At 68.3% G+C, this 23448-nt stretch carries 13 protein-coding genes and 2 pseudogenes; 10 read left to right on the forward strand and 5 right to left on the reverse strand.

The window, feature by feature from the left end; genetic code table 11:
- Positions 1-54 precede the first annotated feature (54 nt).
- Genes araB through araA form a run of 3 tightly spaced genes read left to right on the forward strand, consistent with a single transcriptional unit; the run spans position 55 to position 3903 of the window.
- Complete coding sequence (araB, locus tag DJ476_RS31025; RefSeq protein ID WP_112492056.1) at positions 55-1731, forward strand: ribulokinase; 1677 nt, start codon at positions 55-57, stop codon at positions 1729-1731.
- Positions 1731-2393, forward strand: coding sequence for an L-ribulose-5-phosphate 4-epimerase (locus DJ476_RS31030; RefSeq protein ID WP_112492057.1), 663 nt, complete (start codon positions 1731-1733; stop codon positions 2391-2393). Before araB ends, DJ476_RS31030 begins: the two co-directional genes overlap by 1 nt.
- 19 nt (positions 2394-2412) lie before the next feature.
- Entirely contained in the window at positions 2413-3903 is a 1491-nt protein-coding gene (gene araA / locus DJ476_RS31035) for an L-arabinose isomerase (RefSeq protein WP_112492058.1), read from the forward strand.
- A gap of 106 nt (positions 3904-4009) precedes the next feature.
- Here araA and DJ476_RS31040 read toward each other — a convergent pair whose 3' ends face one another.
- On the reverse strand, positions 4010-5404 hold the full coding sequence (locus DJ476_RS31040; protein WP_404827599.1) for a family 43 glycosylhydrolase: 1395 nt from the start codon (positions 5402-5404) through the stop codon (positions 4010-4012).
- 974 nt (positions 5405-6378) lie between these two features.
- Here DJ476_RS31040 and DJ476_RS31045 point away from each other — a divergent pair.
- Complete coding sequence (locus DJ476_RS31045; protein ID WP_112492059.1) at positions 6379-7821, forward strand: AbfB domain-containing protein; 1443 nt, start codon at positions 6379-6381, stop codon at positions 7819-7821.
- 211 nt (positions 7822-8032) lie between these two features.
- Complete coding sequence (locus tag DJ476_RS31050) at positions 8033-9433, forward strand: family 43 glycosylhydrolase (RefSeq protein ID WP_162638811.1); 1401 nt, start codon at positions 8033-8035, stop codon at positions 9431-9433.
- Positions 9434-9853: 420 nt separating this feature from the next.
- Here the strand turns inward: DJ476_RS31050 and DJ476_RS35225 are convergent.
- Positions 9854-10168, reverse strand: a pseudogene (locus DJ476_RS35225) (transposase); the annotation flags it as partial.
- Between the two features lie 207 nt (positions 10169-10375).
- Here DJ476_RS35225 and DJ476_RS31065 point away from each other — a divergent pair.
- Complete coding sequence (locus DJ476_RS31065) at positions 10376-10912, forward strand: GNAT family N-acetyltransferase (RefSeq protein ID WP_112492061.1); 537 nt, start codon at positions 10376-10378, stop codon at positions 10910-10912.
- Between the two features lie 53 nt (positions 10913-10965).
- Here DJ476_RS31065 and DJ476_RS31070 read toward each other — a convergent pair.
- Together DJ476_RS31070 and tkt are read right to left on the reverse strand one after the other, a co-directional pair.
- Positions 10966-11406, reverse strand: a pseudogene (locus DJ476_RS31070) (IS5 family transposase); the annotation flags it as partial.
- 63 nt (positions 11407-11469) lie between these two features.
- The gene (gene tkt, locus DJ476_RS31075) at positions 11470-13557 is read right to left on the reverse strand and encodes a transketolase (protein WP_112491785.1); all 2088 of its coding nucleotides are present in this window, start codon (positions 13555-13557) and stop codon (positions 11470-11472) included.
- 1292 nt (positions 13558-14849) lie between these two features.
- Between tkt and chvE the strand changes: the two genes are divergently transcribed.
- Genes chvE through mmsB form a run of 3 tightly spaced genes read left to right on the forward strand, consistent with a single transcriptional unit; the run spans position 14850 to position 18834 of the window.
- Positions 14850-15959 carry a multiple monosaccharide ABC transporter substrate-binding protein gene (gene chvE, locus DJ476_RS31080; RefSeq protein ID WP_112492062.1) on the forward strand — a complete coding sequence of 370 codons (1110 nt, stop codon included), beginning with the start codon at positions 14850-14852 and terminating at the stop codon, positions 15957-15959.
- Positions 15960-16015: 56 nt separating this feature from the next.
- A complete protein-coding gene (gene mmsA, locus DJ476_RS31085; RefSeq protein WP_112492672.1) occupies positions 16016-17590 on the forward strand; it encodes a multiple monosaccharide ABC transporter ATP-binding protein in 1575 nt (524 codons plus the stop codon).
- Positions 17587-18834, forward strand: coding sequence for a multiple monosaccharide ABC transporter permease (gene mmsB, locus DJ476_RS31090; protein WP_112492063.1), 1248 nt, complete (start codon positions 17587-17589; stop codon positions 18832-18834). The genes mmsA and mmsB overlap by 4 nt, the downstream gene beginning before the upstream one ends.
- Positions 18835-18906: 72 nt before the next feature.
- On the opposite strand, the gene DJ476_RS31095 is transcribed toward mmsB, so the two are convergent.
- Positions 18907-19989 (reverse strand): aldose epimerase family protein, encoded by a 1083-nt coding sequence (locus DJ476_RS31095; protein WP_112492064.1) that lies wholly within the window; start codon positions 19987-19989, stop codon positions 18907-18909.
- A 951-nt stretch (positions 19990-20940) separates the two neighbouring features.
- Here DJ476_RS31095 and DJ476_RS31100 point away from each other — a divergent pair.
- A complete protein-coding gene (locus DJ476_RS31100) occupies positions 20941-23430 on the forward strand; it encodes an alpha-L-arabinofuranosidase C-terminal domain-containing protein (protein ID WP_112492065.1) in 2490 nt (829 codons plus the stop codon).
- Positions 23431-23448: the final 18 nt, after the last annotated feature.

Here is a 23448-nt window from a genome sequence, read left to right on the forward strand (position 1 = left end):
ATTGTTAGCGATAACACTTCGGGTGTCCTTCGACGAACGACCAAAGGTGGCTTCATGGCCGACGAACCTGACTCCCTCGTAGTCGGTGTCGACTACGGCACGCTGTCCGGACGCGCCGTGGTGGTGCGGGTCCGGGACGGCGCCGAGCTGGGCACGGGTGTCCATGCCTACCGCCACGGCGTCATTGACCGGTCCCTGCCCGCGACGGGCCAGACCTTGCCGCCGGACTGGGCACTGCAGGTTCCCGAGGACTACCTCGACGTTCTGCGGATCGCCGTACCGGCCGCGATCGCGGACGCCGGGGTCGATCCAGCTCGTGTGATCGGGATCGGGACCGACTTCACCGCCTGCACCATGGTGCCGACCACCGGGGACGGAACCCCGCTGTGCGACCTGCCCGAACTCGCTGGGGATCCGCACGCGTACGTCAAGCTCTGGCGCCACCACGCCGCCCAGCCGCAGGCCGACCGGATCAACGCCCTGGCGCGGGCGCGCGGGGAGAAGTGGCTGCCGAGGTACGGAGGGCTGATCTCCTCGGAGTGGGAGTTCGCCAAGGCGCTCCAGGTGCTGGAGGAGGCGCCCGAGGTGTACGCCGCCATGGACCGGTGGGTGGAAGCCGCCGACTGGATCGTCTGGCGGCTCACGGGGGAGTACGTACGCAACGCCTGCAGCGCCGGTTACAAGGGGATGCGCCAGGACGGCGAGTACCCCGCCGCGGACTTCCTCGCCGAACTGCACCCCGCCTTCGCCGACTTCGTGACGGAGAAGCTGGATCAGCCCATCGGCCGCCTCGGCGACCGGGCCGGTGGCCTGAGCGCTGAGGCCGCGGCCTGGACCGGACTGCCGCAGGGCATCGCGGTCGCCGTCGGGAACGTCGACGCACACGTCACCGCCCCGGCGGCCGGAGCTGTGGAGCCCGGTCAGCTGGTCGCGATCATGGGCACGTCCACCTGCCACGTCCTCAACGGCGACACCTTGCGCGAGGTCCCCGGCATGTGCGGTGTGGTCGACGGCGGCATCGTCGACGGGCTGTGGGGTTACGAGGCCGGACAGAGCGGAGTGGGGGACATCTTCGCCTGGTACGTCGACCACCAGGTCCCCGAGGGCTACCACGTACAGGCCCGGGAACGCGGCCTGTCCGTCCATGAACTGCTCACCGACCTGGCCGCGAACCAGAAGGTCGGTGAGCACGGCCTGATCGCCCTTGACTGGCACAGCGGCAACCGTTCGGTGCTGGTCGACCACGAGCTGTCCGGATTGGTTCTGGGGCAGACCCTCTCCACCCGGCCCGAGGACATCTACCGTGCTCTGCTCGAAGCCACCGCGTTCGGTACGCGCACGATCGTGGAGACCTTCACCACCGCGGGTGTACCCGTGGACGAACTCATCGTCGCCGGCGGTCTGGTGCGCAACTCGTTCCTCATGCAGCTCTACTCCGACGTCCTCGGCCTGCCGCTCTCGATCATCCGCTCCGCCCAGGGACCGGCCCTCGGGTCGGCGCTCCACGCGGCGGTGGCCGCGGGTGCGCACCGCGACGTCCGAGCCGCCGCTACCGCCATGGGCTCGGTCGACCGAGCCGTCTACCGGCCCCGCCCCGCGGAAGCCGCCGCCTACGACCGGCTCTTCGCCGAGTACGTCGCCCTGCACGACCACTTCGGCCGGGGCGGCAGCGACGTCATGCGCAGACTGCGAGCCATGCGCCGCTCTGCCATCGAATCGAAGGAGAAGTGATGGGTGCCGTCGACAGTGTGAAGAACCTCCGGCAGACCGTCGCTGACCTGCACCGTGAACTGACGCGATACGGGTTGGTGATCTGGACCGCCGGAAACGTCTCGGCCCGCGTTCCGGGAGAGGATCTCATGGTCATCAAGCCCTCCGGCGTGTCCTACGACGACCTGAGCCCCGACGCCATGGTCGTCACCGACCTGCACGGCAACCTGGTGGAGGGCGACCTGGCGCCGTCCTCGGACACGGCCGCCCACGCCTACGTCTACCGGCATATGCCCGAGGTCGGAGGCGTGGTGCACACGCACTCGCCCTACGCCACCGCCTGGGCCGCACGTGGCGAGCCCATCCCGTGTGTCCTGACCATGATCGCCGACGAGTTCGGCGGCGAGGTCCCGGTCGGCCCCTTCGCGCTCATCGGCGACGACTCCATCGGTCGTGGCATCGTCGACACGCTCCGTGACAGCCGCTCGCCCGCCGTCCTCATGCGCAGCCACGGCCCCTTCACCGTCGGCCGCGACGCGCGTTCGGCTGTGAAAGCGGCCGTCATGGTCGAGGACGTGGCCCGCACCGTCCACTTCGCCCGCCAGCTGGGTGCCCCGGCCGCCATCGACGCGGCCGCCGTGGACCGGCTCTATGAGCGCTACCAGAACGTCTACGGCCAGTGAGCCCACGAGGGGAAGACCGATGAACAGCACAACCCAGCCGCAGATCTGGTTCCTGACGGGAAGTCAGCACCTCTACGGTGCGGACACCCTGAACCAGGTGGCGGAGCAGTCGGCCAGAATCCAGGAGATGCTGGCCGCTTCCGGACGGATCGGCGCCGACATCGTGGGAAAGCCGGTCCTGACCGAGGCCTCCGCCATCAGGCGGACACTGGAGGCCGCCAACACCGACCCGGCCTGTGTCGGGGTGATCGCGTGGATGCACACCTTCTCTCCTGCGAAGATGTGGATCTCCGGGCTCGACGCCCTGCGTAAGCCGCTGCTGCATCTGCACACCCAGCTCAACCGGGAACTGCCGTGGTCGTCCATCGACATGGACTTCATGAACCTCAATCAGGCAGCCCACGGCGACCGGGAGTTCGGCTACATACAGACCCGTATCGGCGTGGCCCGCAAGACCGTGGTGGGCCATGTGTCCGACCCGGAGGTCGTCGGGCGGGTCGACGACTGGGTCCGGGCGGCGCTCGGCTTCCATCACATGCGCAATCTCCGCCTGGCGCGCTTCGGCGACAACATGCGTGACGTGGCGGTGACCGAGGGTGACAAGGTGGAGGCGGAGCTCCGGTTCGGTGTCAGCGTGAACACCTACGGTGTCAACGACCTCGTCGAGCTCGTCGACGCCGTGACCGCCGAAGAGATCGACAAGCTCGTCGGAGAGTACTCCGAACTCTACCGACTGGCACCGGAGTTGGTGCGCGGCGGCGATCGCCACTCCTCGCTGCGCCACGCAGCCGCCATCGAGGCCGGCCTGCGCCAGTTCCTCGTCCGGGGCGGCTTCGGCGCCTTCACCACCAACTTCGAGGACCTGGGCGGACTGCGGCAGCTACCCGGCCTGGCCGTCCAGCGCCTCATGGCCCACGGTTACGGCTTCGGCGGCGAGGGCGACTGGAAGACCTCCGCGCTGCTCGCCGCCGCGAAGGCCATGGGCCCGCGGGCCTCGTTCATGGAGGACTACACCTACCACTTCGGGCCCGGCACGCCCAGGACCCTCGGCGCGCACATGCTCGAGGTGTGTCCCTCGATCGCCGATGCCCAGCCGTCCTGTGAGGTTCACCCCCTGTCGATCGGAGGGCGTGAGGACCCGGTGCGCCTGGTCTTCGACGCCGCCGCCGGCCCTGCCACGGTGATCGGTCTGGCCGATATGGGCGACCGTTTCCGGCTCGTGGCCAACGACATCGATGTCGTATTGCCGGATGAGCCTCTGCCGTGCCTGCCGGTGGCGCGGGCGGTGTGGGAGCCTCGGCCCTCGCTGTCCACATCGGCCGAGTGCTGGCTGATGGCCGGTGGCCCGCACCACACGGTCCTCACCACGGTGGGGTCGGACGTTCTGCGTGACTTCGCTCAGATGGTCGGCACCGAGCTGGTGATGATCGACGACACCACCACGGCCCATGACTTCGCGGACCGTCTCCGTTGGAACCAGGCGTACCACCGGCTGGCCCAGCGGATGTGACCCGAGCTCAAGCGTGACCCGCCTCTCCCGCGTGAAGGAGCCCCGCCCAACCGGGCGGGGCTCCTTCACGCGGAAAGGGCGGGCGCCAGGTGCCGCCCCCAGGTGCCTACTCGATGGAGTAGGTGGCGTCGGCCCGGTCCAGCGCCGAGTTCACCGGCTGGACGTACAGAAGACTGTCGTAGTGCCGCAGGTAGCGGCCGGGGTAGTTGGACGACTCGAAGGAGAAGCCGGCCGACGCGGCGGCCAGGCCCGGCCTGCGGTGGAACGAGGCGTCGGCCGAGAAGAGAGAAGATCCGTCGTTCCTCTCGAGCCAGACCTCGAAGCCCTTGTGGCGCAGGTAGTGGCCGGGGAAGTTCGCCGACTCCAGGGAGACGGTGCCGTTGCCGGCCAGTCCACCGACGATGCGGAACTGCGAGTCGGCGAGGTCGGTGACGTTCGCCTCCACCCGGGCCCGCAGACCTGCGTGGCGGATGTACCGGTCGGGGAAGTTGAACGAGGAGAGGCGGACGGGGGTGGGCCCTTCGGCGACGGGCACGCCGAAGTTGGGAGTGCCGTCACTGTTCCAGTACAGCTTCTGCATCCGGGTCTGCCGGTTGGGGTCCTTCAGCGGGTCGCCGCTGATGTCCCGGTACGTGCGGGAGTGGTAGACCATGATGTCCGACGCACCGTCCTCGGAGACGGTGAAGGAGTTGTGGCCCGGACCGTACTGACTCGTCGCCGTGTTGCTGGTGAAGACAGGGGTGGGCTTCTTCGACCAGGAGGAGGGGCTCAGCAGATCGGACGTCCGGTCGGCCGTCAGGAGCCCCAGACAGTAGTTGCTGTCGGTCGCACTGGCGGAGAAGGTCATGAAGACCTTGTCGCCCTTGCTGATGAAGGCCGGTCCTTCGTTGACCCGATGGCCTCTGGTCTCCCACGCGTGGGTGGGGGAGGCGATCCGTGCAGGGCGGCCGCTGATGGTCCAGGGGTTGGACATCCGGGCGATGTAGATGCCCGTGCCGTCACCGATGGCGGGATCGGCCTGTGCCCAGCTCAGGTAGCGGGTGCCGTTGTGTACGAACGTGGTGGCGTCCAGGGAGAAGGTGTTCAGTGGCAGACTGATCCGGCCCTTCTCGTTCCAGGAGCCGGTGAGCGGATTGGCGGACCCGGACTCCAGTACGTACGGACGGATCGCCCAAGGGTCTTCGGCGGGAGCAGCGGCGAAGTAGATGTACCACTTGCCGTCGATGAAGTGGATCTCCGGAGCCCAGATGTGCGCGCCCATGTCACCGCTGGCGTGCTTGGTCCAGATCGTTGTCTCCGGGGCGGTCGCCAGCCCCTGCAGCGTGGTGGCGCGGCGCAGGACGATGCGGTCGTAGGCGGGCACGGTCGCGGTGTAGTAGTAGTAGCCGTCCGTGTGCTTGTGGACGTGCGGATCGGCGCGCTGCTGGGCGATCGGATTCACGAACGTTGCCGCGGGGGTGGGAGCAGCCGCCGCAGCGGGAGCGGGAATGCCGACCGACAACACGGCCAGGACGGCCGTCGCGGTGAGCAGGCCGCGACTTCTGAGCCTCACGGGATTCTCCTTCGTCGGTGATGCGGGAACGGCAGCGGGTCGGTTTCCAGCGTTCGCCGTGGGAGAGAAGCGCGGGCGTGGCGGCCACGTCCGCGCGCGGGAAAGCGGAGGGTGCCGGGGAGGCCGTGCCCGGGCGCGGGCAGCCGCATTCTCGGTGGTCAGCTCGGCGGGGGAGCTCCGAGGACGGCACGGTCACGAACGCCGCCTTTCGACGCCACGGCTCCTCCTGGGGGGAGTTGGGCGAGTGCGCGATGGCGCCGACCGAGCCGTCACCAACGAGCGATCGAAGTGCTTCCGATGGGTGTGAACGTTAACAGCGGTTGTTCACCGGCTCAATCCCTCGGAAACAAATCCTGGTGTCGGCCGTGCTCCGCGGCAGGCTGATCCCGTTGGCCGGGTGTGCCCCTGGCCAGCTCGTCGCGGTTGCTGATCACCGCGAAACATGGCGTCAACCGTGCCAGAGAGAGGGAGTGCGGTGGAGGAGGGTGGTTCCGCAGCCTGCCTGTATCGGTGTCGACGGAAGTGAACTCCCATCCACCGGTCGAGTGTTATCGATAACAGAAGGGGTTGTCGGTGGCGGATGCCTGAGCTACGTTACGTGCTGCTCACCGCCGTTGGTTCGCCGTTCGCTGCTCACGAGGAGTCTTCGCCGTTGGCCGCGTCGGGTCGGCCTGGGGACCGGCCGCTGTCGGGCGACGGACACCGGACGCCTTCTCGACGGTCGCGAAAACGGAAGGGCCCGGGTCGCGGAACCCGAAAGCACCGCTGCTTCACGGCGTCATGCCGCGCACACGCATGCTCTCTTCGCCTTGCCCGCCTCATCGCATCGCAGCAGGCACCGACCGTTCCCGATTGCCCTTCGGAAAGCAGGCCGGGGCGCCCCAGCCTCCCCGTGCCCGCCCCCACACGCGAATGGATTCCTCATGAGAAGACCTCATCGGAAACGGTTCGCCCGCTGGCTCGTCGCGGCCTCGCTCGCCGCCGTCGGCGCGGTGCCCGCACATGCCTCCCAGCCCACCGACGCGTCCCAGCCCATCGACGCGGCAAGCAACGCCACTGTGGCCGCCGACGACGCGGGCTACGTCATGGGCTACTTCAAGGAGTCCCTCAACGGATCAGGCGACGTGAACGCCCTGCATCTGGCCCTGAGCACCGATGGTCTGGAGTGGACGCCACTCCACGACAACAAGGCGGTGCTCATACCCACGGCCGGCACCAAGGGCCTCCGTGATCCCTTCCTGTACCGGCTCAACGACGGTACCTGGGTGGCGGTGGCGACGGACATCCCCAGGGGAGGCGATTTCACTGAGCCCAATCCGAACATCCACGTCTGGACCTCCCCGAACCTGGTGAACTGGTCCGCCGACCGTCTGCTCAACGTCAACCGGACCAATCCGAACTCCTACAGCTGGGCGCCTGCCGTTCACTGGGACCCGAGCCGACAGGCGTACGGGATCACCTACTCGACGGTCCCCGAGGGCAGCAGGTACTCGGTCATCGCGGTCGTGTACACCACCGATTTCCGCACCACCACCGCGCCCACGACGTTCTTCGACGGCGGCCCGGCGGGCGTCATCGACTCGCATGTCGTGACCGATGTCAACGGCATGAACTACCTGTACTACAAGGACCACGCGACCGGCGGCCTCGTCGGCGCCCGGTCGGCGTCGTCGGCCCCGGGCAGCTTCAGGCGCTACGGCGGCACTCTCGCCGGGAACCCGTGCACCGAGGCCCCGACACTGGTCAAGTCGCTGACGTCCGGCAGGTGGCAGCTCTGGGGCGACACCTTCTGCCCGAACGCGAGGTTCGATGTCTGGGAGGGAGACCTGGCGTCCGCTTCCTGGACGAAGCTCGACCGCGGGCGGTACACCGCGCCGTTGAACGCGAAGCACAACACGATCCAGACCGTCACCGCCGCGGAGTACGACCGGCTGCTGCGGACGTACGGCGGCACGGAGGGAAAGCGGCTGAAGTCGTACAACTTTCCGGGGCACTTCATCCGGCACGCCGACTTCGACGCCTGGATCGCCGAGCAACCTTCGGAGCCCTACCAGGACTCCGTATGGCGTCTGACGCCAGGTCTGGCAGGTTCCGACGACGTCTCGTTCGAATCCGTGAGCTTCCCCGGCCACTACCTGCGGCACCAGGGCTTCCAGGTCAAGCTCCTCCGCGATGACGGAACGGCACAGTTCGCGCGGGATGCCACGTTCCGTCGTGAGCCCGGTCTGGCGGACCCGGACTGGTCGTCCTTCCGCTCTGTCAACCACCCGGCTCGCCACCTCCGGCACGCGGACTTCGCCCTGCGCCTTGATGAGGTGGCGAGCGCCGGCGACCGTGCCGACGCGACCTTCCGCATCGGGTACTGAGTTCTCACCGGCCCGCGCGGGCCACCCCGTGGGCCCTACCTCCCATGCGGTGTGCGTGAGGTTGCCTCGGTGCTTGCCCCTGATCGCGCTCCAGCCCCTCATGCCCCTCACCCAGTACGACCGACACGCCCCAGGAGGCACGGTGTCATTCGCCCGACAACGAACATCGGCAGGACGACTTCTCCTGTTCGCGGTGGCTCTTGTCACCATCATGAGCATCAACCTCATCGGATCCCCCCGGGCCGAGGCGGCACCCGGTCCCTCCTTCACCAATCCCGTGGTCGGCGCGCCGAACAGCGCCGACCCGACCTTGGTGCACCACGAGGGCTTCTACTACTACGTCGCCACCACGTGGTCGTCCGACATCGTCATGCGTCGGTCGCCGACTGTCGCCGGCCTGCGCGACGCACCGGAGCGACTCGTCTTCCGTACCGGCGGGACCGGTATGTGGGCGCCGCACCTGGAGATGGTCGGCGACCGCTGGTACCTGTACTACTCGATCGAGCAGAGCGGCGGCCCCCGGAGGACACACGTCCTGGAGAGTTCCGGGCGTGATCCATTGGGGCCGTACACCGACCGCGGCATCATCAACCTCATGCCCGACAACGGCTGGGCCATCGACGCGAGCCTGCTGAAGCTCAACGGCAGCCTCTACATGACGTTCTCGGCGTTCTCCCCGCAGGACAATCTGCAGTCGATCTACATCGCGCCCATGACGAATCCGTGGACCGCCGCCGCGACCGGGACGCGGATCTCGGCCCCGACCCTGGCGTGGGAGCGGCAGGACGGAGCGGTCAACGAGGGGTCGTTCGCCCTGCAGCGGGGCGGGCGTACCTTCCTCACGTACTCGGCCAGCCACTGCAACGGCCCCAACTACAAGTTGGGCATGCTGGAGTACCGGGGCGGCAGCCCTCTTGCCGCCGCGTCGTGGACCAAACACGCCGCGCCGATATTCCAACGCGATGACGCCGCAGGTGTCTTCGGGCCGGGGCACCACTCGTTCTTCTCCTCACCCGATGGCAGCGAGACCTGGATCGCCTACCACGCGAACTCCTCTCCCGGCCAGGGGTGCGGCACCTCGCGCACGACCCGCGTACAGAAGATCTCCTGGAAGGCGGACGGCACACCGGATCTCGGTACCCCGGTGTCCACTTCGACCGTCGTCCAGGGACCGTCCGGCGAGGCGGGAGCCGCTGCGGCACCGGTCGTGCTTCGCAACAGGCACAGCGGCCTGTGCCTGGACGACCGTGACTGGGCGACCACGCCGGGGGCTGCCGTACAGCAGTGGACCTGCAACGGGGCGGCGGTTCAGGACTGGGCCATGACGCCGGTGAGCGGCGGCTATTACCAGATCCGCAACCGGCACAGTGGTCTGTGCCTGGACAACTACAACTGGGGGACCACACCGGGTGCCGAGGTCCGGCAGTGGACCTGCAACGGAAACAACGCACAGCAGTGGCGCACCAGTCCGGTGGGGGAGGGCTTTTCCACCCTCAGCAACCGGCACAGTGGTCTGTGCCTGGACAACTACAACTGGGCAACCGCACCGGGTGCCGAGGTCCGGCAGTGGACCTGCAACGGAAACAACGCACAGCAGTGGAGCATAGGCTGATCATCGGACTCCGGGCCGGACCGTCCGCACAGCGTCGGCAGGTCCGCGCGCCTTCTGCGATATGAACCGCACCCGATGGCTGCCACCGGCCCGGCAGCCATCGGGTGCGGTGAGCGCCACAACGGAGCCGGCCGACTCCGCGGCACCGCTCCCGTCATGCCGAGGCTTCCGAGGGGGTGAGGCGCGAGAGCTCCGCCTCGGTCGACTTGAGCAGGTCGTTGCAGGACGCCGCGAACTTCTCGATGCCCTCGTCCTCCAGTACCTGGACGACGTCGTCGTAGGAGATGCCAAGATCTTGATGGCGTCGAGGTCGTCGACGTAGAGGGTGTCCTTGACGCCGGTGGAGGCCCACAGCGGGCGCTGCTTGTTGGCCTGTGCCTTGTCCAGGGGCCCAGCGGTCGCTCGGAAGACCTCCTCGTAGGTGAGGTCGGCGGCCAGGACCAGTCGGCCGTCCGCTGATCGTGGCAGCGGAACCGCGGCCAGGGCCCGTCGCAGCCGGACGATATCGCCCCGGCCTGCGGACAGGGCGTCGTAGAGCCCGCCGTGTCCACGACGGTGTTCGCCGACCAGTGAGAGTTCCACCAGCGACCGGACCAGCCCATCGGCGCACAACACCGCGTCCGCTAGTTCGAGCAGGGCGTCCGCACGCCGGGTCAGACAGGAGCAGAACTCACCCCGGAAGCGTGACAGTCCCGCGAACGGATCCTTCCGGACAACATGATGCGCCAGCCTCATTCCCACGGCCTTCGTGCTGAGCGTTGCGTGTTCCTCGGTCGGATCACATGCTCAGCCGAAGGCCGCCCGCACGCAGGGCGGTTACCGGTCCGAGTGATCAAGTACGAGGACTCGTTCGGGCTCCGAGGATAAAGATCGAGCCAGGGCCTGTTGCGAGAGTAGTGGCTGAGTCACGAGGGCAGCTCGATCACTGAGATCATCCGAGGCATGTCGGGTGAGTGGGACAGCAGTGAGGTCGTCTTCAGGATCGCGGCCGGGAGTCGGAGGGACGATGTCCTGGGGGTGCTCGATGAGGCCGCGGGGTGGCTCGGTGCGCGGGGGATCACCCAGTGGCCCTCGCGATTCGACGCGGAGTGGGTTGTCGAGGCGATATCGCGTGGTGAGACGTGGCTGGTCAGCGTTGGGGACACGGTCGCGGGCACGATCACTCTGGATTGGGCCGATCCTGTGTGGGCGGATCTCGGCGGTACCGCGGGCTACGTGCATCGGATGGCCGTGTGTCGCTGGGCGGCCGGCCTGGGGGCTGTGATGCTCGACTGGGCGTCCGATGCCGCACGCCACCGCGGCGCCGATGCCCTGCGGCTGGACTGCGTGAGCTCCAACGCGCGGCTGCGCGCCTACTACGAGGCTCGGGGGTTCGTGCACCGCGGTGACGTGGCGGTGGGCGGCGCCCCTGGGCAGCGGCACGACGAGGGCCCCCTCACCTGGGTGAGCCGGTACGAACGTGACCTGTCAGCCAGCTGATCGTCTTCGTCACAGCCACTCGTTGATGGCCGCGACCACCCCTGCTCGACCGCCAGGTGCAGCTTGGTGGTCAGCCCACCACGCGAACGTCCGAGGCCATGGTCGTCGGGTTCGGTGTACGCCGCAGGGAGGCGCCTTCTGCAGTGCCCCTTCTTACGCGCCCCGGCGGCATGTTGGTGGGTCCGGGCGATCGTGGAGTCCACGCTGACGTCCCATGTGATCAGGCCCTTCGCGTCGGCCTCGGCCTGCAGCTGCTCGAAGATCCGCTTCCAGATGCCGCCGTGCTGCCAGCGCCGGAACAGGTCGTAGGCCTGATCCCACGGCCCGTACCGCTCCGGCACGTCGCGCCACGGGGCGCCGGTCCTGGTCCGCCACCGTATGCCGTCCATCAACTGCCGCCGGGTCCACACCGGTGGACGGCTCGGCTTTTTGCCCAGAGGCAGCAACAGCTCAAGCCGCGCCCACTGGTCGTTCGTCAGATCACCACGCCCCACAGCAAGCGATCATGCACAACCAAGATCGACTTTCGCTACACGCCCTGGTCGTATCTGTCGGCGTCAGCGTGCTGCGGCTTCGAGAGATTCCCGTGCGGCGGCGGCCACGTTCTCGGGGGTGAAGCCGAACTCGCGGAAGAGGACCTTGGCGTCGGCCGAGGCGCCGAAGTGCTCGAGCGAGACGATCCGGCCGGCGTCCCCGACGTACCGGTGCCAGGTCAGGCCGATGCCCGCCTCCACGGCGACCCGCGCCTTGACCGACGGCGGGAGCACGCTCTCCTTGTAACCCTGATCCTGCTCCTCGAACCACTCGACGGACGGCATCGAGACCACCCGGGTCGGCACACCGGCCGCTTGGAGCTGCTCGCGCGCCTCGACAGCGACGTGGACCTCGGAGCCGGTCGCGATGAGCAGCACCTGCGGCTCGCCACCTTCGGCCTCGAACAGGACGTAACCGCCCTTGGCCGCGTCCTCGTTGGGCTCGTACGTCGGCACGCCCTGGCGGGTCAGCGCCAGACCGTGCGGGGTGCCCTTGCCGAACACCTTGGTGTAGCGGCGCAGGATCTCGGCCCAGGCGATGGACGTCTCGTTGGCGTCGGCCGGGCGGACGATGTTCAGCCCCGGGATGGCGCGCAGCGAGGCCAGGTGCTCGACGGGCTGGTGGGTCGGGCCGTCCTCGCCGAGGCCGATCGAGTCGTGCGTCCACACGTACGTCACCGGCAGGTGCATCAGCGCGGAGAGGCGCACCGCGTTGCGCATGTAGTCGGAGAAGACCAGGAAGGTCCCGCCGTAGATACGGGTGTTGCCGTGCAGCGCGATGCCGTTCATGGCGGCGGCCATCGCGTGCTCGCGGATCCCGAAGTGGATCGTGCGGCCGTACGGGTCGGCCTCGGGCAGCGGGTTGCCGACCGGGAGGAACGAGGACGTCTTGTCGATCGTGGTGTTGTTCGAGCCCGCGAGGTCGGCGGAGCCGCCCCACAGCTCGGGCACGATCTCGCCCAGCGCCTGGAGGACCTTGCCGGAGGCGGCGCGGGTGGCCAGGGACTTGCCGGGCTCGAAGACCGGGAGCTTGTCCTCCCAGCCCGCGGGCAGCTCGCCCGCCGCGATCCGGTCGAAGTCGGCGGCGCGCTCGGGGTTGGCGGTGCGCCACGCGGCGAACGCCTTGTCCCACTCGGCACGGGCCTCACGGCCGCGGTCCAGGGCCTGGCGGGTGTGGCCGATGACCTCGTCGGAGACCTCGAAGGTCTGCTCCGGGTCGAAGCCCAGGACCCGCTTGGTGGCCGCGATCTCCGCCTCGCCGAGGGCCGAACCGTGGGCGGCCTCGGTGTTCTGGGCGTTCGGGGCGGGCCAGGCGATGATCGAGCGGGCCGCGATGAACGAGGGGCGCTCGGTCTCGGCCCTGGCCGCCTGGAGCGCCGCGTACAGGCCCGCCGGGTCCAGGTCGCCGTTGGCCTGCTGCTCGACGCGCTGGACGTGCCAGCCGTACGCCTCGTACCGCTTGAGGGTGTCCTCGGAGACCGCGGTCTCGGTGTCGCCCTCGATGGAGATGTGGTTGTCGTCCCAGAGCAGGACCAGGTTGCCCAGCTTCTGGTGCCCGGCCAGCGAGGATGCCTCGGCGGCGATGCCCTCCTGGAGGCAGCCGTCACCGGCGACGACCCAGACGGTGTGGTCGAACGGGGAGGTGCCGGGGGCCGCCTCCGGGTCGAAGAGGCCGCGCTCGTAGCGGGCGGCCATGGCCATGCCCACCGCGTTGGCGACACCCTGGCCCAGCGGGCCCGTCGTCGTCTCGACACCGGTCGTGTGGCCGTACTCCGGGTGGCCCGGGGTCTTGGAGCCCCACGTCCGGAACGCCTTCAGGTCGTCCAGCTCCAGGCCGTAACCGGCCAGGTAGAGCTGGATGTAGAGGGTCAGGCTGGAGTGACCCGCCGACAGGACGAACCGGTCGCGGCCGGTCCACTCCGCGTCCGCCGGGTCGTGCCGCATGACTTTCTGGAACAGGGTGTACGCGGCGGGGGCCAGGCTCATCGCCGTGCCCGGGTGGCCGTTTCCGACTTTCTGTACGGCGTCCGCGGCGAGGACGCGGGCGGTGTCCACCGCCCGCTGGTCCAAATCGGTCCACTGGAGGTCTGAGGTGGTCGGCTTGATGCTCACCCTGCGTCAGGGCTCCTCTCAACAGGTCGGATATCGGGTTGCCGGATACGGTGTCGCCGGGGTGTGATGCCTTCCCGGAGCCCGCGAGCGGATCCGTGTGGCAACGCGTTCTCCGGGCCGGCTGGTTGGGGATGCGGTCGGTGGTGATACCACAGGGGGACTCACGTAGTTCGTCATCCTGGCACCCCAATTGTTAACGTTCACAACCAAGTTCGACAAGAGCCTCAGGCACTTTCGTCGACCTTCGGGGCTGTACCGGTCCTCACGACCGGCTCTGCGCGTCCTTGCTCTGGGGCGTTCTTGGAAGCCCGTCCTGTCGACCGGCGAGAGGGTGGTCGTGTTGTGTTCGCAGCGCCGAGGTCATGAGGTCGGGTGCGCCCGCACCGTCGGTGCCGAGGGGTGCTTCCTGGGGCTCACCCCGTGCTCGTCCCGTCCAGGGTGCCGATCCGGCCTGTCGGCATCAAAGCGGTCTCCCGGCATGCGTTCGTGCGCCGACTTCGCGGGCAGGCGGTGTTTCCATGCCCGGCGGGCGGCGATCCTCCGTCTGTGACCGGCAGCATGGAGGGGGATGTCGAGCCCGCGGGTCGGCGCACCCTGGCTGCGTCGCGAGCCCCGCAGGGCGGATGCGTGGCGGCCGGCTTCCGCGGCGGAGCTGGAGACGTCTTCCGGAGCCCTGGGGCGAAGACCACTCGGCGGGTGTGACTCGTCGAGGGAGATTCCGGGCGGGGCCGGCCTGCGGCGGTTCCGTGATGGCCGTGGGGAAGCTGCTCCGGGACAGAGGAGCGCCGGGCATCCGGGGGCCGGGATCGTCCCATGCTCGGGGGGTTCGCGCCGCTGGTGCGGCCTGACGCCGGGGCCCAGTGCTCTTCATGGAGCCTCCCGAGGGCCGGTCGACCCGCTGCTGTCCGGCCGGGTGGGTCCGGCGGTGCGGCGAGGCCGCCCGGCCTCTTCGCGCCGCGGGTCGCCGACGCGCGTTGGGCGAAGCGTATCGAGTCGACTGTGCTGTGCCGGAGGTGCCGTCCGGTGGCAGGCTGACTGCGGCGTCGGTACGCGGCCTCTCTGGGATGCCCCGCTTTTGCCCCGTTCTTCGGGTCGGCGGGCGAGCATCACCACGAGAAAATGCCTGGTTCCTCTTGTCCTGCAGTGATGCGAGCGCTAACAATCAAGCTCGACCGAGGCTCTTGAGCCCGACTGTCTCCGCGACGACGCCCCGGTGGTGCGAGGACACGTGCTGCCGCCGAAGCCCTTCGGGGCCGATGCATCCTCAACGACGAGATTGCCAGGTAATGCCCATGACGAAGTTCCGAGCCGCATCCCCCCTCCTCGCCGCGACCACCAGCTGCCTCCTGCTTCTCACGGCCTGTGGGCAGAACAGCGAGGGAGGAAGTCGGGAGTCGAAGGACAAGAAGGACCTCACCATCGGGATCTCCATGCCCACCAAGTCCTCCGAGAGGTGGATCGCGGACGGCGCCAACATGACCGCAGGTTTGAAGGAGAGCGGCTTTCTCACCAACCTGCAGTACGGGGAGGACGACCCGGACCAGCAGGTGGCCCAGATCGAGAACATGATCACCCAAGGCGTCGACGCCTTGGTCGTGGCGGCCATCAACGGTGAGGCGCTGTCCAATGTCCTGCAGCAGGCGGCGGACGCCGACATCCCGGTGATCTCCTATGACCGGCTCATCCTGGGATCCCCGCATGTGGCCTACTACGCCTCCTTCGACAACGAGAAGGTCGGCAAGCTCCAAGCCACCTACATCGTCGACAAGCTGGGTCTGAAGGACGGCTCGAAGAAGGGCCCCTTCAACATCGAGCTGTTCGCCGGCTCGAACGACGACAACAACACCAAGTACTTCTTCAACGGAGCCATGGAGGTGCTGAAGCCCTACCTCGACAAGAAGCAGCTCGTCGTACGCTCCCAGCAGACCCGGCTCGCTCAGGTCACCACGTTGCGCTGGGACGGAGGCACGGCGCAGAAGCGCATGGACGACCTGTTGACCTCGGCCTATTCCACGGCACGGGTCGACGCCGTGCTGTCCCCTTACGACGGCATCTCGATCGGCATCCTGTCCGCCCTGAAGTCCGACGACTACGGAAGTTCGGCCAAGCCCCTGCCGATCGTCACCGGCCAGGACGCCGAGGTCGCGTCCGTGAAGTCGATCATCGCGAACCAGCAGACCCAGACCGTCTACAAGGACACCCGCGCACTGGCGGAGGTCGCCGCGAACATGGTGACCGCCGTCCTCGATGGCGAGAAGCCCGAGATCAATGACGACAGCACCTACGACAACGGCAAGAAGGTGGTTCCGGCCTACCTGCTCGACCCGATCAGCGTCGACAAGGCGAACTACCGGAAGGTTCTGGTCGACTCCGGCTACATCAAGGCGGAGGAACTCCGTTGAGCTCCCCGGCGTTCGCCTCGTCCTCGGACGGGCCTCCGGGCGGCCCCGTGCTGGAGATGCGGGCCATCGTCAAGACCTTCCCCGGCGTCAGGGCTCTGTCGGAAGTGACCCTGTCCGTGAAGCGCGGTGAGGTTCACGCCCTCTGCGGAGAGAACGGCGCCGGCAAGTCGACGCTGATGAAGGTCCTGTCCGGCGTGCATCCGCACGGGACCTACGAGGGCGAGATCCTCTTCGACGGTGAACCGTGCCGCTTCAAGGACATCAGGGCCAGTGAGCAGCACGGCATCGTCATCATCCATCAGGAACTCGCCCTCGTCCCCTACCTGTCCATCGCCGAGAACATCTTCCTCGGCAACGAGCCTTCGCGACGTGGAATCATCGACTGGCGCGAAGCGCTGAGGCGTGCCGCCGAGCTGCTGCGGCTCGTCGGTCTCGACGAGCACCCGGAGACCCGGGTGGCCGACATCGGCGTCGGCAAGCAGCAGCTCGTGGAGATCGCGAAGGCGCTCGCGAAGGACGTCCGGCTGCTGATCCTCGACGAACCCACCGCAGCCCTCAACGACGAGGACAGCGCGAAACTGCTGCGGCTGATGCGGGAACTGAAAGAGCAGGGCATCACTTCCATCATCATCTCGCACAAGCTCAACGAGATCGCGCAGATCGCCGACTCCGTCACCATCCTGCGCGACGGACACTCCATCGAGACCCTGGACGTCAGGGACCCGGCCACCACCGAGGACCGCATCATCCAAGGCATGGTGGGGCGGAACCTGGACAGCCGATTCCCCGACCGCACCCCGTACAAGGGCCCGGCGGACGTCAACCCGGTCCTGGAGATCCGGGACTGGACCGTACGCCACCCCCTGGACCACAGCCGCAAGGTCGTCGACCGGGTCTCGCTCCGGGTCCGCCGCGGCGAGATCGTCGGCCTCGCGGGGCTCATGGGCGCAGGCCGGACGGAACTCGCGATGAGCGTCTTCGGCCGCTCCTACGGCCGCTACGAGCAGGGGACCGTTCTCAAGGACGGCCGAGCGGTGCGCACCCGCACGGTTCCCGAAGCGGTTGCCAACGGCATCGCGTACGTCACCGAGGACCGCAAGCGCTACGGCCTCAACCTGGAGGACTCCGTGAGCCGGAACATCTCGCTCGCGTCCCTCCGCACGCTCGCCCGACGGGGCATCGTCGACGCCCACGAGGAGCGCAGAGTCGCCGAACGGTACCGGCGGACCATGGGCATCAAGGCCCCGAACGTCCTCGAAGCGGTCGGCCGACTCTCCGGCGGCAACCAGCAGAAGGTCGTTCTCGGCAAGTGGATCCTCGCCGGACCCGATGTCCTCATCCTCGACGAGCCCACCCGCGGCGTCGACGTGGGGGCCAAGTTCGAGATCTACACCGTGATCGACCGACTCGCCGCCGAGGGCAAGGCGATCCTCCTCATCTCCTCCGAGCTGCCCGAACTGCTCGGCATGTGCGACCGGGTCTACACCATGGCCGCCGGCCGGTTGACCGGCGAAGTCGCCCGCGAGGACGCCACCCAGGAAGTGCTGATGCGGCACATGACGCAGGACGTCCCCGCACCGTCGGCAGTCGGCGCAGGCACCGCCACCCCCAACGAAGGACATCAGCAATGAGTACCCCCGCCACCACGAAAACGACCGCTCCGGCGCCGCCGGGGAGCGGTGCTGCCCGGCCTGCCGGGGTGCAGGTGGCTCGTGCGCTTGTGGACGGCGTCCGGCGGAACATGCGCCAGTACGGAATGCTTCTCGCGCTCGGCCTGATCGTGCTGCTGTTCCAGGTCTGGACGGGAGGAGACCTCCTGCTACCTCGCAACGTGTCCAACCTGGTGCTTCAGAACAGCTACATCCTCATCCTGGCCATCGGCATGATGATGGTCATCATCTCCGGGCACATCGACCTGTCAGTGGGCTCGCTGATGGCCCTGGTCGGTGGCGTGGGAGCCGTGCTCATGGTCGAGCACCGGATCTCCTGGCCCGTCGCGGTGATCCTCACCCTCCTGCTGGGGGCCGTCGCGGGAGCGCTCCAAGGGTTCTTCATCGCCTACGTGGGCATACCGTCGTTCATCGTGACTCTCGCCGGCATGCTGCTGTTCCGGGGGCTCACGGAGATCTTCCTCCAGGGCCAGACTCTCGGCCCGTTCCCGGAGGGACTGCAGAAGGTCGCCAATGGTTTCCTGCCGGAAGCAGGGCCGCAGACCAACTACCACAACCTGACCCTCCTCCTCGGCTTGGGGCTGATCGCCTACGTCGTGTTCCAGGAGGTGCGAGACCGTCGGCGCCAGCGGGAGTTCGCATTGGAGCCGCTCCCCACCAGCCTCTTCGTGCTCAAGGTGACGGCATTGGTCGCCGCCGTGCTGGTCACGACCCTGCTGCTCGCCAGCTACAAGGGCGCTCCTGTCGTACTCCTGATCCTGGCCGTGCTGCTGGTCGGCTTCGGCTACGTGATGCGCAACGCGGTGATCGGCCGCCACGTGTACGCGGTGGGGGGAAACCTGCCCGCCGCGAAGCTGTCCGGGGTCAAGGACAAGAAGGTGACCTTCGCGGTGTTCCTGAACATGGGGATGCTCGCGGCGCTCGCCGGGCTCGTTTTCGCGGCACGCTTCAACGCGGCCTCACCCAAGGCGGGCGTGAACTTCGAACTGGAGGCCATCGCCGCCGCGTTCATCGGCGGTGCCTCGATGAGCGGCGGCGTGGGAACCGTGGCCGGCGCCATCATCGGCGGCCTGGTCCTCGGTGTGCTCAACAACGGCATGAACCTGGTCGGGGTCGGCACCGACTGGCAGCAGGTCATCAAGGGCCTCGTGCTGCTCGCGGCGGTCGGATTCGACGTGTGGAACAGGCGCAGGGCGGGCGTCTGACTCCACCCCTGGTGGCTGTGCCCGCCGGTCGGTCACCGGCGGGCACAGCCACTTCAGCATGTTCCTTCGCGGTCAGCCGCGGACACCGAAACGCAGGACCGTCGTCGACCGGTACTCGTCGCCGGTCCGGAGCACCGTGGACGGGTCGCCGGGGCGGTTCGGGGAGTCGGGGAAGTGCTGGGTCTCCAACGCGATACCGGCACCCGCCCGGTAGGGCGCTCCGCTCTTGCCGACCACGGTTCCGTCGAACTGCCCGCCCGTGTACACCTGCAGGCCGGGCTCGGTGGTGAACACCTCCATGCACCGGCCCGTGGCCGGCGCGTGGAGGACGGCTGCCCGGCGCAGCGTGCCGCCGCGGACCGGGGTCAGTACGAAGTTGTGGTCGTACCCCCCGCCCGCTGCCATGGGCCCGTGCTCGGTGCGGGACAGCGCCTCGGAGAGCTTGAGTGCCCGGCGGAGGTCGAATGCGGTGCCGGAGACGGGGAGATGCTCCCCGTGCGGAAGGAGATCTCCGTCGACCGGTGTGTAGTGGGAGGCGTCGACGGCCAGCTCGTGATCGAGGATGTCACCGGCGCCCTCGCCTTCGAGGTTGAAGTAGGCGTGGTTGGTGAGGTTGACCGGCGTGGCGGCGTCGGTGACCGCTGCGTAGGTGAGTGTGAGATCGTCGTTCCGGCCTATGAGGAAGCTGACCGTGACGTCCAGGTTGCCTGGAAAGCCCTGATCGCCGTCAGGGCTGCGGAGATGCAGGAGCACCCCGGTCCGCTCCGGAGTGTGCACACTTTCGGCCTCCCAGATCCGGGTGTCGAACCCGTCGGTTCCACCGTGCAGGCAGTGGCCGTTCTCCTGCGTGGTCAGCTGGTACGGCGTGCCGTCCAGGGTGAACCGTCCGTGGGCGATGCGGTTGGCGTAGCGGCCCACGGTGGCTCCGAAGTACCGGGCGGCGTCGGTCGACTCGCCCGGTACGCGGGGCGCGAGGACGACATCGTCCGGACGGCCGTGCCGGTCCGGCACCCACAGTCCGTGGATGCGGGCGCCGTGGGTGTGCACTTCCGCCGTGAGCCCTCCGACGAAGCCGAAGGTCCAGAGTTGCCCGGCTGCCGGGTCGGGTCGACAGACCGGAGGGCCTCCGGTGAAAGGGGGCGGGGACAGGCTCATGCGGCTCCGTAAGTTGTTGGGCGGGGACGGGATGATCGCGCCTGCTGCGGCGGCGGTAAGGGCCGGAGGACTGCTGGGAAACCTGGCGTGTCGAGGCCGACGTGACGGCTCCGCCCGGTTGGGCGCGACATCCCGCAGAAGCAACCTGATCCGTGTCATCCCTGCCCCGGCTGGACGGCGGCGCTTTCGGAGGGTGCGCCGGCGGTGGGTGATCGGCCCCTGATGGTCACGGACAGGTTCTGGGGTCAGCGAAGCCTTCGCGTGGGCGCGAAGAGCGGAGGCCGACCACGTCGCACCCGCATACCAACCACGTGACTGTTAACGATAACAAGCTCTGGGAGGGCTTGCCAGTACCCACCGCAACAGCCGGAGTGCGGGACCGGGGTGCGCCTCCTGGTGTGCCGTCCTCGGCGCACCAGCCGACCGGCGACACGGGAAGGGGTCAGGCCGGGCTGGGCCTTCTTGGCCGGTAAGGGGAAGTTGGAGTCGCAGTGTTCCGGACGCTCGTGGTGGAGTGGAAGAGGTTTGGGGTCAAGTGAAGGCTTTTGCGTCGACACGTCGCCGAACGATTCCGCGTCAATCCCTTATGGGGTGGTGCAAGCATCTTGAGCTCGGGCTAGTTAGCGCTCACAATCCGAGGGGTGGTCGTGTGCCGATGCCGCCCGGGCGCTCACGCGAGCCGGCCGGCTGCCTCGGCCCTCTCCGCGGGACGCCATCTCGCTCGGGAGGTGGTGGCAGCACGGTGCGTGATGCGCACTTCGATCGGCGGCCGAAGCCCGCAGCCACGGGGCCGCGCCGAGTCCGTCCGGTCATCCACGTCCGGCGGTGCGGAACTGCTCCCGGTCAGAAGTGGCTGAGGCCGCCGAGGCAGGTCGGCCCAGCGGCGCGGCGCACCACGACACCTCTGGCCGCCCAGACCGGCGCCTTCGGGCGCCACGACTCGGAGGATCCATGTCCCGCAGAAGTGCCCGACCACGTCTCGGGCTCGGCCTGACGGCCGCCGCGGTCCTGCTCACGACAGCCGTCGTGCCGGCCCCCGCGCACGGCGAGGCGCCCGCCACCGACTACACCATCACCGTGGACCCGAGTGCGCGGGGCGCCGCGATCGACGACACCATGTACGGGCTGTTCCTGGAGGACATCAACCGGGCCGCCGACGGAGGCCTGTACGCCGAACTCGTGCAGAACAGGTCCTTCGAGTACTCCACCGTCGACAACCGGGCCTACACCCCGTTGACCTCGTGGGACGTCGACGGCTCCGCCACTGTCGTGAACGACGCCGGCCGTCTCCACGCGAACAACCGCAACTACGCCCGGGTGACGGCGGGCACGACCCTGACCAACTCCAGCTACAACAGCGGTCTGTCGCTGAGGGGCGGGGCGAAGTACGACTTCTCGGTATGGGCCCGCGCCGAGGCCGGAACCACCCTCACGCTCACGCTCGGGGACGCGGGCGGCGCCCTGGCCAAGGTCCAGCAGAAGGCCGTGAAGGGCGGCTGGAAGCAGTACCGCGCCACGTTCACCGCGATGCGCAGCACCACCACCGGGCGGCTCGCCGTAGCCTCGACGGGCGCCGCCGCCCTGGACGAAGTGTCCCTCTTCCCTCGTGACACGTACAAGAATCAGCCGGGGGGTCTGCGCAAGGACCTGGCGGAGAAGCTCGCCGCGCTGAAGCCCGGCTTCCTCCGCTTTCCCGGTGGCTGCCTCGTCAACACCGGCTCGATGGAGGACTACAGCGAGGCGTCCGGCTGGCAGCGAGCCCGTTCCTACCAGTGGAAGGACACCATAGGCCCGGTCGAGCAGCGTGCCACCAACGCCAACTTCTGGGGCTACAACCAGAGCTATGGCCTCGGCTACTACGAGTACTTCCGCTTCGCCGAGGACGTGGGGGCGATGCCGCTGCCCGTCGTGCCCGCCCTGGTCACCGGCTGCGGTCAGAACCGGGCCGTCGTCGATGAGGCCCTGCTGAAGCGGCACATCCAGGACACCCTGGACCTCATCGAGTTCGCCAACGGACCGGTGACGTCCACCTGGGGGAGTAAGCGTGCCGAAATGGGTCACCCCGAGCCGTTCGGCCTCACGCACGTCCAGGTCGGCAACGAGGAGAACCTCCCTCGGGAGTTCTTCGAACGCTTCACGAAGTTCCGTACGGCCATCGAGGCGAAGTACCCGGGGATCACGGTGGTCTCCAACTCCGGACCGGCTGCATCCGGCGCGACCTTCGACACCCTCTGGCGACTCAACCGGGAGGCAGGCGTCTCCATGGTCGACGAGCACTACTACAACAGTCCGCAGTGGTTCCTGGAGAACAACCAGCGCTACGACTCCTACGACCGCTCCGGCCCCAGGGTCTTCCTCGGTGAGTACGCCTCCCGGGGCAACACCTTCGGCAACGGTCTCGCCGAGGCCGCGTTCATGACCGGTCTGGAGCGCAACGCGGACATCGTCAAGCTGGCCTCCTACGCGCCCGTCCTCGCCAACGAGGACTACGTGCAGTGGCGCCCCAACTTGATCTGGTTCAACAACCGCGCGTCCTGGGGGTCGGCCAACTACGAGGTCCAGAAGCTGTTCATGAACAACACCGGCGACCGGGTCGTTCCCTCCGAGACCACTTCCACCCCTTCGGTCAGCGGACCCATCTCCGGGGCCGTCGGCCTGTCGACGTGGGCGACGGCCGCCTCGTACGACGACGTACGGGTGACCGCCGCGGACGGCAGTGCCCTGCTGACCGACGACTTCTCAGGCCCGGCCTCGGCCTGGACCCACACCGGCACCGGCAGCTGGGCCGTCCAGGACGGTCAGTACGCCCAGACGGACGTCGCGGCCGAGAACACCACGGTCGTCGCGGGCGATCGTGCCTGGCGCGACTACGACCTGCACGTGAAGGCCACCAAGCAGGCGGGCAACGAAGGATTCCTGGTCGCCTTCGGTGTCAAGGACACTGGTAACTACTACTGGTGGAACCTCGGAGGATGGGGCAACACCGCGCACGGAGTAGAGCGTTCCGACAACGGTGCGAAGACGACACTGATCAGCAAGCCCGGCACCATCGAGTCAGGACGCGCCTACGACATCGAAGTGAAGATCCGCGGGCGCCAGGTGACCCTCTACCTGGACGGCCAGGAATGGGGGGCCTTCACCGACGACCAGGCGGCCGAACCGTTCCGTCAGGTCGTCACCCGGGACCCGGCGACCGGTGATCTGATCGTCAAGGTCGTGAACGCCCAGGCGAGCGAGGCACGCACCAGGGTCGACCTCGGCGGAGCGCGGGTGGCCTCCCGGGCCCGGGTGACGACCCTGGCGGCCGACCCCTCCGCCGAGAACAGCGAGACAGCCACTCCTGTTGCCCCCGTGAGGTCGACCCTGACCGGGATCTCGGACACCTTCACGTACACGTTCCCCGCCAACTCGATCACGTTCCTGAGGATCGGCGAACGGTAGCGGCCGTCGCAGGGTGGC

The organism is Streptomyces bacillaris (assembly GCF_003268675.1).
GTDB lineage: Bacteria > Actinomycetota > Actinomycetes > Streptomycetales > Streptomycetaceae > Streptomyces > Streptomyces bacillaris.